This is a genomic window from Enterococcus sp. HMSC076E04 (genome assembly GCF_001814285.1).
Classification (GTDB): Bacteria; Bacillota; Bacilli; order Lactobacillales; family Enterococcaceae; genus Enterococcus_B; species Enterococcus_B lactis.
Window position 1 is genome coordinate 76,386 of the sequence record NZ_KV815632.1, and the last position, 11,397, is coordinate 87,782.

Annotated in this window: 11 protein-coding genes; 8 read left to right on the top strand and 3 right to left on the bottom strand. The window is 39.0% G+C overall.

Annotated elements, in window-relative coordinates:
* Positions 1 to 85: 85 nt before the first annotated feature.
* The 3 genes from phnX to HMPREF2961_RS12995 form a co-directional block, all read right to left on the bottom strand.
* A complete protein-coding gene (phnX, locus tag HMPREF2961_RS12985; protein ID WP_070704984.1) occupies positions 86 to 871 on the bottom strand; it encodes a phosphonoacetaldehyde hydrolase in 786 nt (261 codons plus the stop codon).
* Positions 864 to 1,955 carry a 2-aminoethylphosphonate--pyruvate transaminase gene (phnW, locus tag HMPREF2961_RS12990; protein WP_050397138.1) on the bottom strand — a complete coding sequence of 364 codons (1,092 nt, stop codon included), beginning with the start codon at positions 1,953 to 1,955 and terminating at the stop codon, positions 864 to 866. The genes phnX and phnW overlap by 8 nt, the downstream gene beginning before the upstream one ends.
* Before the next feature lie 219 nt (positions 1,956 to 2,174).
* On the bottom strand, positions 2,175 to 2,654 hold the full coding sequence (locus tag HMPREF2961_RS12995; protein WP_002316352.1) for an arginine repressor: 480 nt from the start codon (positions 2,652 to 2,654) through the stop codon (positions 2,175 to 2,177).
* A 358-nt stretch (positions 2,655 to 3,012) separates the two neighbouring features.
* Between HMPREF2961_RS12995 and rpsB the strand changes: the two genes are divergently transcribed.
* The 8 genes from rpsB to HMPREF2961_RS13035 all read left to right on the top strand — a co-directional run bounded on the left by rpsB (position 3,013) and on the right by HMPREF2961_RS13035 (position 11,202).
* On the top strand, positions 3,013 to 3,795 hold the full coding sequence (gene rpsB / locus HMPREF2961_RS13000) for a 30S ribosomal protein S2 (protein ID WP_002293880.1): 783 nt from the start codon (positions 3,013 to 3,015) through the stop codon (positions 3,793 to 3,795).
* Positions 3,796 to 3,892: 97 nt separating this feature from the next.
* Positions 3,893 to 4,774, top strand: a complete 882-nt coding sequence (tsf, locus tag HMPREF2961_RS13005; RefSeq protein ID WP_002293878.1) for a translation elongation factor Ts — start codon at positions 3,893 to 3,895, stop codon at positions 4,772 to 4,774.
* 135 nt (positions 4,775 to 4,909) lie between these two features.
* Positions 4,910 to 5,632, top strand: a complete 723-nt coding sequence (gene pyrH / locus HMPREF2961_RS13010; RefSeq protein WP_002293877.1) for a UMP kinase — start codon at positions 4,910 to 4,912, stop codon at positions 5,630 to 5,632.
* A 2-nt stretch (positions 5,633 to 5,634) separates the two neighbouring features.
* Positions 5,635 to 6,192, top strand: a complete 558-nt coding sequence (gene frr / locus HMPREF2961_RS13015) for a ribosome recycling factor (RefSeq protein WP_002293875.1) — start codon at positions 5,635 to 5,637, stop codon at positions 6,190 to 6,192.
* 194 nt (positions 6,193 to 6,386) lie between these two features.
* Positions 6,387 to 7,199 carry an isoprenyl transferase gene (locus HMPREF2961_RS13020; RefSeq protein ID WP_002314807.1) on the top strand — a complete coding sequence of 271 codons (813 nt, stop codon included), beginning with the start codon at positions 6,387 to 6,389 and terminating at the stop codon, positions 7,197 to 7,199.
* Positions 7,196 to 7,996 (top strand): phosphatidate cytidylyltransferase, encoded by an 801-nt coding sequence (locus tag HMPREF2961_RS13025; RefSeq protein WP_002308898.1) that lies wholly within the window; start codon positions 7,196 to 7,198, stop codon positions 7,994 to 7,996. The genes HMPREF2961_RS13020 and HMPREF2961_RS13025 overlap by 4 nt, the downstream gene beginning before the upstream one ends.
* Before the next feature lie 160 nt (positions 7,997 to 8,156).
* Positions 8,157 to 9,425 (top strand): RIP metalloprotease RseP, encoded by a 1,269-nt coding sequence (gene rseP, locus HMPREF2961_RS13030; RefSeq protein ID WP_002314808.1) that lies wholly within the window; start codon positions 8,157 to 8,159, stop codon positions 9,423 to 9,425.
* A 67-nt stretch (positions 9,426 to 9,492) separates the two neighbouring features.
* Positions 9,493 to 11,202 carry a proline--tRNA ligase gene (locus HMPREF2961_RS13035; protein WP_002314809.1) on the top strand — a complete coding sequence of 570 codons (1,710 nt, stop codon included), beginning with the start codon at positions 9,493 to 9,495 and terminating at the stop codon, positions 11,200 to 11,202.
* Positions 11,203 to 11,397: the final 195 nt, after the last annotated feature.

Here is an 11,397-nt window from a genome sequence, read left to right on the forward strand (position 1 = left end):
ACCGAGGAGTTGGCAGGAGAACACCGTTTATTCGCAATAAGGGCTGTGACAATATTTTTGTCACAGCTCTTATTTTGTATAAAAGTCATTCTGGATTCTTGTCAGCGCACAAAATGTACTCTGTTAACTCCTTCAAGTTATTTACGCAAAGATCAGCACCAGCTTGTTGGAATCTAAGTGCAACAGACTGTTTTAAGCGATCTTTTTCCTCCATCTCTATTTGTTGGTATGCATCATATGAAAGTCCCATCAGCGAACTACCTTCAATCACACCTACTGTAAACACCCCAGCATTTTTCCCTTCTTGGATATCTGAGACCGTATCTCCGACTTTGATTACTTCATCAACTGACTTGTTTTTGAAATATTGTATATTTTTATGAATCATATAAGGAAATGGTCGTCCATATCCTTCGACGTCTTCAGAAGTTGCCATGAAGTCTGGTGAATAGCCTTCTTTTTTTGCGGTTTCTGCTACGATTGCCATCATAGGAGCAGTAAATCCAGTCGTGGAACCAATATTGATCCCAGCGCTTCTCAACTGTTCGATCGTTTCCAATGTGTCGGGTTTCAAGGTAGAATGTTGGGCCAAATCTTTAAACAGATAATGTTCAAATTGCTGATACAATTCCTCCACCTCTTTTTCCTGAGGTAGTTGTCCTTGAATCGCTATCCATTGTTCTTTGACAGAAGGGAGGGAAAGAAGCTGTTGGATATGATCCCATTTTAATTTTCCCATCGGTTCGCGGATCTCTTTGTCAGTCAGTTGGATCCCTTTTTCTAGAAAAGCATTTCTAAAAGCGTGGACAGGAGCCATACAGCCAAAGTCCACAGTTGTTCCTGCCCAATCAAAAATTACAGTTTTAATCATTAATGTTCTCCTTATAGTCTTTGATAATTGCTGTCAGTTCTAAAATGTCTTCTGGATAAATCTCGCCAATATTACCGATACGAAAACATTCATGATCGCTGATTTTCCCAGGATAGATCACAAATCCGTTTTGTTTTAAATGCTGATAGAAATGATTGAAATCAAATCGCCAGTCTTTAGGGTAAAGAAAAGAGGTAATGAATGGCCCCTGATACTCTTGGATGAAAGGCTGGAACCCCATCTCTGTCATTTTTTGTCGTAGCACATGATTATTGGCGAGATAACGTGAATATCGAGTTTCAATCCCTCCTTCTAGCTCTAGTTCCTTTAATGCCTGTTGAAAAGCCAAAACCGTATGAGTAGGGGAAGTGAAACGCCATTTGCCATTCTCGTTTTCCATCACGCGGTACTGGTCATACAAATCAAGTGACAAACTTCGACTCGCATTTTTTCGCTTTTCTAGTTCCACTTTATTAGCAAGTACAAAAGAAAAACCTGGAACACCTTGAATACATTTATTTGAGCTAGAAATCAAAAAATCGATCCCTAGTTCCGCTACATGAATCGGTATCCCACCAAAGCTAGACATCGCATCTACTATGAACAAAAGATCTCTTTCCTGTGTGACAGCAGCAATTTCTTCCAAATCATTTAAAATACCGGAAGTAGTCTCGCTATGGACCATTGCAAGTGCGGAGATAGACGGATTCTCTTCAATCAACTGTGTAATCATATATGCTTGGGGGATTTGGTGTTCAGGTACTTCATAAACTGCATAGTTTAGTTGCAGACATTTGCACATGGCAATCATTCGTTGACCGTATGCGCCATTTGAACAAATCAGTAAAGTATCTTCTGGTCTGATCACAGAACTTAAAACAGATTCTACCCCAAAGGAGCCGCTGCCTTGCATCAAGACCGTTGTGTATAGTTCTTCCGGTACTTGAGCAAGCTCCAGCAATTTTTTTCTTATCCATTGTGTCATCTCTTTGTATTCTTGATCCCAGGTACAATGATCGGTCAGCATCGCTTTTTTCACTGTTTCAGAAGTCGTTAATGGTCCAGGCGTTAATAATTTATACATGCGATTTCCTTTCATTTCTTTTTTATTGACATACACAAAGAGCAAGACTCTGCTCTTGCTAACATCCAATATAAATGATGAGTATTGTGATTTAATCAAAGTTATGAAAAGTTTAAATAAAAACTGATGTATTTTTGTAAAGAGTGTAAAGGTTTATTTAACAAGGAAAATATTGAAAATAAAAAAACACGCATTCCTTATTAGGAACACGTGTTCTGATTAAAAAAGTGATACTTCAGTCGGATGGTGAAGAAATTCTTCTACTCGTTTTGCATCCTCCTCATTTTCTGAGATGATCATGATCGTATCAAATCCAGCAATCGTACTGACGATAGGAGGAGGCTTGATCTCATCTAAAACAGATGCAAATAAATGAGCATTGTCTGGCAAGGTATTAACGATTGTCAAAAAGTGGACTCGTTCGACTTTCAACACAATGTCTTCAATCATTTGAATCAGCCGATCCTCTTCTTCAGTCTTAGTATCAGGAGTACCTTTTTCGCGAAACAACACAAAGCGGGAAATACCGTTTTCATCAGGTGCTTTCACGATTTTCAGATCACGTATATCTCGAGAAATCGTTGCTTGCGTTGCGGTAACGCCATAATGCCCAAGTTTGTTTAATAGTTCTTCTTGCGTACGGATCGGGAATTCTTCAATGACTTGTTTAATCAGCAAATGTCTTTGAGCTTTGCGCATTTTCTTTCTCCTTTACGAAAGATTTCACATGTATCATAACAAAAAAAAGAAGGATTGCCCAATAATATTCGTCTTTTATATCTAAAATTATTTTATGGAAAAAAGAGAATAAAGAAACAAAGAGAAATCTACTGTTTTTCTTGAATTCTTTTTGTCTTTCAGGTAAACTATTGAATGTTGAGCAGAAAAGTACATTTGCTCTTGCGATACGGATCTTTTGTCTGTATAATAGCTGAGGGTGCTTTATGCATCAGCAAATCCACATTCTTATTGGATTGTCGGTAGGTGCTTGAAAAAGTTTGCCGGCAAGGTAGAAGATAAGAAGAGGGAAAATAAAACCAAATCGGAGGAAACAAACATGGCAGTAATTTCTATGAAACAATTACTAGAAGCCGGCGTACACTTTGGTCACCAAACTCGTCGCTGGAACCCAAAAATGAAGAAATATATCTTCACAGAAAGAAACGGAATCTACATCATTGACTTACAAAAAACAGTTAAATTAGTAGATGCAGCTTATGATTACATGAAGAGCGTTGCTGAAGAAGGCGGCGTAGCATTATTCGTAGGTACAAAAAAACAAGCACAAGAAGCAATCAAAGAAGAAGCAACTCGTGCAGGACAATACTTCGTTAACCATCGTTGGTTAGGCGGAACATTGACAAACTGGGATACTATCCAAAAACGTATCAGCCGTTTGAAACAAATCAATGCAATGGAAGAAGATGGAACTTTTGAAGTTCTACCTAAAAAAGAAGTTGCTGGTTTGAACAAAGAACGCGAACGTCTTGAAAAATTCTTAGGCGGTATCGCTGATATGCCAAGAATCCCAGATGTAATGTACATCGTTGACCCACGTAAAGAACGTATTGCTGTTCAAGAAGCACACAAATTAAATATCCCAATCGTAGCTATGGTTGATACAAACTGCGATCCAGATGAAATCGACGTAGTAATCCCTTCAAACGACGATGCAATTCGTGCTGTTAAATTGATTACTTCAAAAATGGCTGATGCTTTCATCGAAGGAAACCAAGGTGAAGATCAAGTAGTTGAAGAAGATTTCACAGAAGAAAACACAGCAACATCAATCGAAGAAATCGTAGATGTTGTTGAAGGCGACAATTCTTCAGCAGAATAATTTTGAATGATGGAGCTGTTTCAAAGGCTGGGCGACAAGCCTCACTCTCCTTTGAAGCAGCTTTTTTTAAAAAGAACACACACAGGAGGAGTTAAACATGGCAGACGTTACAGCTAAAATGGTAAAAGAACTACGCGAAATGACTGGCGTAGGAATGATGGATGCGAAAAAAGCATTAGTTGAAGTAGAAGGCGATATGGAAAAAGCAGTTGATCTTTTACGTGAAAAAGGAATGGCAAAGGCTGCAAAGAAAAATGACCGCATTGCCGCTGAAGGATTAGCTTCAGTTGCTGTGAAAGGTAACACTGCAGCAATCGTTGAAGTAAACTCAGAAACAGACTTTGTATCTAAAAATGAAATGTTCCAAGACTTAGTAAAAGAAATCGCAGAACTTGTTGCTGAAAATAAACCAGCAGACATGGAAGCTGCAATGAAAATCAAAACAGATAAAGGAACGATTGAATCTGACTTGATCGAAGCAACTCAAGTTATCGGAGAAAAAATCAGCTTCCGTCGCTTTGAAGTTGTAGAAAAAGACGACAATGCTGCATTTGGCGGATACTTGCATATGGGTGGACGTATTGCTGTATTGACTGTTCTAGACGGAACAACAGATGAAACAGTTGCAAGAGACGTAGCTATGCACGTAGCAGCTATCAATCCTCGCTATGTAAACGAATCACAAATTCCAGAAGCTGAATTAGAACATGAAAAAACTGTTCTTACAGAACAAGCATTGAATGAAGGCAAACCAGCGAATATCGTTGAAAAAATGGTAGAAGGACGCTTGAAGAAATTCAAAGCAGAAATCGCTTTGGTTGACCAACCATTCGTTAAAGATCCTGATATGACTGTTGAAAAATACGTTGCTTCAAAAGGCGCAACTGTTAAAACATTCGTACGTTTCGAAGTTGGCGAAGGTATCGAAAAACGCGAAGATAACTTTGTAGAAGAAGTTATGAGCCAAGTGAAAAAATAATTCTGTTGAATGACAGACGGGAACGCACGCTTTGTGCGCTCCCTTTTTTTAAGCAAAACAAGAAAAACCAGGCTTAGCGTGTCGAAATCATCTAAGTATGGTAAAATGGCAATAGAAAATATTGGAGGAATGAACATGGTCACACCGAAATATCAGCGTGTAGTCTTAAAATTGAGTGGAGAAGCTTTAGCTGGGGATGCAGGATTTGGAATCAAACCACCAGTAATCAAAGAAATCATCCAAGAAATCAAAGAAGTTCACGAACTGGGCGTTGAAATGGCAATCGTTGTGGGCGGCGGAAATATCTGGCGCGGACAAATCGGAGCACAAATGGGTATGGAACGCGCTCAAGCTGATTACATGGGTATGTTAGCTACAGTTATGAATGCCTTAGCTTTACAGGATACGTTGGAAAACGTGGGTGTACCGACACGCGTGCAAACTTCGATTGAAATGCGTCAAATCGCAGAGCCATACATTCGCCGTAAAGCAGAACGTCATTTAGAAAAAGGACGGATTGTTATTTTTGCGGGCGGTACCGGCAACCCGTACTTCTCGACAGATACAACGGCAGCATTACGCGCAGCAGAAATCGGCGCAGATGTTATCCTGATGGCTAAAAACAATGTAGACGGTGTTTATTCTGCTGATCCGAAAGTAGATGCAAATGCAGTGAAATTTGAAGAACTGACTCATCTGGAAGTGATTGCTAAAGGATTACAAGTCATGGATTCAACTGCAAGTTCACTAAGCATGGATAATGACATTCCATTGCTTGTCTTCAATTTAAATGAACACGGAAATATTCGCCGGGCAATCTTAGGCGAAAATATCGGAACGACTGTAAGGGGGAAATAAAAATGGCAGATGCAATTATGACAGAAGCAAAAGAAAAAATGAAAAAAGCAGCACAAAATCTTCAACGTGAACTTGGGCAAATCCGCGCAGGCCGCGCGAATGCTAGCCTTTTGGATCGAATCACTGTGAATTATTACGGTGCACCAACTCCATTGAACCAAATGGCGTCAATCCAAATCCCAGAAGCACGTGTTTTAATGATCACGCCTTTTGACAAGAGCATTCTTCAAGATGTTGAAAAAGCTATTATGGCAAGTGATATCGGAATCAGTCCTACCAATGATGGAAATGTTATTCGTTTGGTTATCCCGCAACTGACAGAAGAACGCAGAAAAGAATTAGCTAAAGATGTGAAAAAAGAAGCAGAAAATGCAAAAATCGCGATTCGTAACATCCGTCGTGATGCGATCGACGAATATAAAAAACAACAAAAAAATGGTGACATTACCGAAGATGATTTGCGCGGACTAGAAAAAGACGTACAAACATTGACAGATAACAGCATTAAAGAAGTAGATAAGATCGCTGCTGATAAAGAAAAAGAATTATTGGAAGTTTAATAAAACCATAAAAACAGAGGGGCGGATCATTCCGTTTCCTCTGTTTTTATTTATGTTTCTTTTATTTAAAGATTAAAAAAAGAAAAAATTATTCAGTTTTTAAATAAAAAAACAATGATTTCATAGGAAAAACGTTTAGATATTGCTATAATACTTAAGATAGTGGGAATCTTTTAAGTATAGGAGGAAAAAGAATGTTACGTTTTTTTCCGCAAAAAAACAAATATATTCAAGAAAAAAGCGAATTTCAATTTAATGCCGATGGACCAATTCCTCAACACGTTGCCATCATCATGGACGGCAATGGTCGTTGGGCGCAAAACCGGCGTTTGCCAAGAGTCGCTGGTCATAAAGAAGGTATGGAAACAGTAAAGAAAGTTACAAAGAAAGCATCAAGGCTTGGAGTGAAAGTATTGACGCTTTATGCTTTTTCGACTGAAAACTGGAAGCGACCAAAAGATGAAGTAAGTTTTCTCATGCAACTACCTGTCGACTTTTTTGATACGTTCGTACCAGAATTGATCAAAGAAAACGTCAAAGTCCATGTCATGGGGTATGAGAACGTGTTACCAGAACATACGCAAGACGCTGTAAAACGTGCAATTGAGCAAACAAAAGACAATACCGGAATGGTGTTAAACTTTGCTTTGAATTACGGAAGTAGAGCAGAAATCGTGACTGCAGTCCAAAACATTGCTGAAGAAGTAGCAAAGGGAGAAATACAGGCAGAAGAAATCGATGATGAAGTGATTGCCAACCATCTAATGACAGGTTTCTTGCCCAAAGAATTACAAGATCCTGAGTTGATGATCCGTACAAGCGGAGAAGAGCGGATCAGTAATTTTCTGTTATGGCAGATTGCATATAGTGAATTGTATTTTACAAAAGCACTTTGGCCTGATTTTGACGGTGCGCATCTTGAAGAAGCAATTGCCTCTTATCAAAATCGAGATCGTCGATTCGGCGGTGTAAAAAAAACAGAAAATGAGAAAGGGGATCAGTCATGAAACAACGCGTAATCACAGCAGCCGTGGCGCTTGTCTTGTTTATTCCGATTATATGGATTGGGGGCATAGCGGTTGAGCTTACCGCAGCAGTCTTAGCTGTGGTAGGAGTTTATGAGCTTTTCCGGATGAAAGGATTGACTCTCCTAAGTTTTGAAGGAGTTTTATCCGCTATTGGTGCAGTGCTCCTTGTCTTGCCAAAAGAAAGATGGTTCTTCTTTCTTCCAGAGAACGTCAGTACATTTATGCTATTTTATCTTATCGTTATGATCCTTTTAGGGACGTCAGTTATTTCTAAAAATACGTATACGATTGATGAAGCAGGTTTCCCAGTACTTGTCAGTTTGTATGTAGGAATAGGCTTCCAGAATTTCGTCAATGCACGAACAGAAAGTTTAGCTGTTTTGATTTTTGGTCTGTTTATTGTTTGGGCAACTGATATTGGTGCTTATATGGTTGGCCGTCGTTATGGACAACACAAGTTAAGTCCGGATATTTCACCGAACAAAACGATTGAAGGTGCGCTAGGCGGGATCGGAAGTGCTGTTGTAGTCGCATTTCTTTATTTATTGCTATACCCAGCAAAAGAACTATTCAATCATGGTATGTTTGTCATGCTTCTGATGACGATTATTTTTTCGGCAGTCGGACAATTTGGCGATTTGGTCGAATCAGCAATCAAACGCCATTATGATGTGAAAGACTCAGGAAATATCTTACCGGGCCACGGAGGAATCTTAGACCGTTTCGATAGCTTGCTGTTTGTATTCCCTATCATGCATTTATTTGGCATTATTTAGTAAGTATACCTGCGTTTCTTTGTGATTTTCATAAAAGACGCAGGTTTTTGTTTCTCATTTTATTGATACTATTGGTGTCTTAGGTATACTATGGTAAAATTATAGTGTTTTAACGTTGTTTAAAAAAACACACAAAAAACAAGTAAAGGAGAAAAAAGCTATGAAAACGATACTAACATTTATCATTGTTTTTGGTATATTAGTGATTGTTCATGAGTTTGGTCATTTCTTCTTTGCGAAACGATCAGGAATCCTCGTTCGCGAATTTGCTATCGGTATGGGTCCGAAAATTTATGGGCATCAAGCAAAAGACGGGACAACATATACGCTTCGCCTATTACCTATTGGCGGTTATGTTCGAATGGCAGGCAATGGGGATGATGAAACAGAAATGGCACCAGGTATGCCTCTTTCTCTTTTACTAAATTCTGACGGCATCGTAGAGAAGATAAATTTAAGTAAGAAAATCCAATTGACAAATGCTATCCCGATGGAATTGAGCCGTTATGATTTAGAAGATGAGCTGACTATCACTGGTTATGTGAATGGGGATGAAACAGAAGTAGTGACCTATCCTGTCGATCACGATGCGACGATTATTGAAACCGACGGAACAGAAATCAGAATTGCACCAAAAGATGTACAGTTCCAATCGGCTAAACTGTGGCAGCGTATGCTGACCAATTTTGCCGGTCCGATGAATAACTTTATCTTGGCAATCGTGTTATTCATTATTCTTGCATTCATGCAAGGCGGTGTTCAAGTGACAAATACTAATCGTGTAGGAGAGATTATCCCTAATGGTGCTGCGGCAGAAGCAGGCTTAAAAGAAAATGATAAGGTAGTTAGTGTGGACGGTAAAGAAATCCACTCTTGGAACGATTTGACAACAGTCATCACGAAAAATCCAGGTAAAACATTAGATTTTGAGATCGAACGAGAAGGTAAGATGCAATCTGTCGAAGTGACACCGAAATCTGTAGAGTCAAATGGCGAAAAAGTTGGCCAACTTGGCATACAAGCCCCAATGAATACAGGTTTTATGGATAAGATCATCGGCGGAACACGTCAAGCTTTTAGCGGTTCATTGGAAATTTTCAAAGCCTTAGGATCACTGTTTACAGGTTTTAGTTTAGATAAATTAGGCGGACCTGTTATGATGTACCAATTGTCTTCAGAAGCAGCAAACCAAGGTGTAACAACTGTTATTGGTTTGATGGCGCTTCTTTCAATGAACCTGGGAATCGTCAATCTGCTTCCAATCCCTGCCTTAGATGGTGGGAAATTAGTGTTGAATATTTTTGAAGGGATTCGTGGGAAACCATTAAGTCAAGAAAAAGAAGGAATATTGACATTAGCTGGCTTTGGATTTTTAATGTTGTTGATGGTGCTAGTTACATGGAACGATATTCAACGATTCTTTTTCTAGAAAAAGTTGACAAATAGGGTATAATAACAAACGATAACTATTTTGAGGAAATAAAGGAGTATATAGAATGAGACAATCAAAAATGTTGATTCCAACATTACGTGAAGTTCCAAATGATGCAGAAGTATTAAGTCATCAAATCTTGCTAAGAGCTGGATATATCCGTCAAGTATCAGCGGGTATCTATTCTTATCTGCCATTAGCAAATCGTGTGTTAGAAAAGCTGAAACGTATCATGCGGGAAGAATTTGAAAAAATCGGTGCGGTAGAGATGCTGATGCCTGCCATCTTACCAGCAGAACTTTGGGAAGAGTCAGGACGTTATGAAACATATGGCCCAAACTTGTATCGTTTCAAGGACCGTAATGATCGAAAAATGATTCTTGGACCAACTCACGAAGAAACTTTCACTGATTTGATGCGTAATGAAATCAATTCGTATAAGAAATTACCTTTGAATCTTTATCAAATCCAACCTAAGTATCGTGACGAAAAACGTCCTCGTTTTGGTTTGCTTCGCGGACGTGAGTTTATCATGAAAGATGCGTATTCTTTCCATGCAACAGAAGAAAGTTTAGACGAAACATATAAAGATTATGAAAAAGCCTATACCGAAGTCTTCAAGCGTTGCGGTTTGGAATTTCGTTCGATCATCGGAGACGGTGGCGCAATGGGCGGAAAAGACTCAAAGGAATTCATGGCGATCTCAGAGATTGGGGAGGATACGATCTGTTATTCGACTGAAAGTGATTATGCTGCAAACTTGGAGATGGCTACAAGCTACTATGTATCAAAAAAATCGCATGAAACACAGCTTGAATTAGAGAAAGTAGCTACACCTAACGTAAAATCAATTGATGAAGTAGCAGATTTCTTTTCTGTTGAACCTCAAAAAATTATCAAGTCTGTATTGTTCATTGCGGATGAACAACCTGTCCTTGTTTTGGTACGCGGAGACCATGAAGTCAATGACGTAAAACTGAAAAACTATCTATCTGCTGACTTTTTAGAAGAAGCGACGGAAGAAGAAGCACAAAAATATCTAGGTGCTGAGTTTGGTTCTGTCGGACCAATCGGTGTTTCAGATGACGTAAAAGTATACGCAGACCGTTATGTCCAAGATTTAGCGAATGCCATTACTGGAGCGAACGAAACAGGATTCCACTATAAAAATGTGAATCCAGAACGCGATTTCACTGTGCTTTCTTATGAAGATCTTCGTTTTGTACAAGAAGGCGATCCTTCACCAGACAACAACGGTGTTCTTGCCTTTACACGAGGAATCGAAATCGGACATATCTTCAAAATTGGCACTCGTTACAGTGAATCTATGGGAGCAACCGTTCTAGACGAAAACGGACGGGAAAAATTTGTGATTATGGGCTGTTATGGTATCGGTGTGAGCCGTTTATTATCAGCAATCGTAGAACAACATTCAGATGAACAAGGAATCAATTGGCCAAAAGGAATTGCGCCATTTGATCTGCATATCGTCCAAATGAATCTAAAAGACGAATACCAAACAAACTTGACGAATGAACTAGAAGAAGCGATGACAAAAGCTGGCTATGAAGTACTGGTTGATGACAGAAATGAACGCGCAGGAGTGAAATTCGCGGATTCTGATTTGATTGGCTGTCCAATCAGAATTACTGTCGGTAAAAAAGCAGTGGATGGAATCGTAGAAGTGAAAATCAAGAAAACTGGCGAAATGGTTGAAGTACGTAAAGAAGAATTGGCGAATACTTTACCAATCCTCTTGAACCAAGGCGAATAATAAGCGTTAAAACACAGAAAAGTAAAATAGCTGGATCAGCTGTTTTTGACAACCTGATGTTTCGCTTTTAAAATTGGAACTGTGATGTGAATCACAGTTCCAATTTTTTAATGTAAAACTCAGAAAAAACGAGTATACTAAAAGGTACTGAAAAAGAAGAGGATACGATGTAATCAATTGCATAGTTTCTCATCA

Coding starts and splice junctions, on each gene's coding strand:
- phnX (WP_070704984.1), bottom strand. CDS start 871: ATGATTAAAACTGTAATTTTTGATTGGGCAGGAACAACTGTGGACTTT.
- phnW (WP_050397138.1), bottom strand. CDS start 1,955: ATGTATAAATTATTAACGCCTGGACCATTAACGACTTCTGAAACAGTG.
- HMPREF2961_RS12995 (WP_002316352.1), bottom strand. CDS start 2,654: ATGCGCAAAGCTCAAAGACATTTGCTGATTAAACAAGTCATTGAAGAA.
- rpsB (WP_002293880.1), top strand. CDS start 3,013: ATGGCAGTAATTTCTATGAAACAATTACTAGAAGCCGGCGTACACTTT.
- tsf (WP_002293878.1), top strand. CDS start 3,893: ATGGCAGACGTTACAGCTAAAATGGTAAAAGAACTACGCGAAATGACT.
- pyrH (WP_002293877.1), top strand. CDS start 4,910: ATGGTCACACCGAAATATCAGCGTGTAGTCTTAAAATTGAGTGGAGAA.
- frr (WP_002293875.1), top strand. CDS start 5,635: ATGGCAGATGCAATTATGACAGAAGCAAAAGAAAAAATGAAAAAAGCA.
- HMPREF2961_RS13020 (WP_002314807.1), top strand. CDS start 6,387: ATGTTACGTTTTTTTCCGCAAAAAAACAAATATATTCAAGAAAAAAGC.
- HMPREF2961_RS13025 (WP_002308898.1), top strand. CDS start 7,196: ATGAAACAACGCGTAATCACAGCAGCCGTGGCGCTTGTCTTGTTTATT.
- rseP (WP_002314808.1), top strand. CDS start 8,157: ATGAAAACGATACTAACATTTATCATTGTTTTTGGTATATTAGTGATT.
- HMPREF2961_RS13035 (WP_002314809.1), top strand. CDS start 9,493: ATGAGACAATCAAAAATGTTGATTCCAACATTACGTGAAGTTCCAAAT.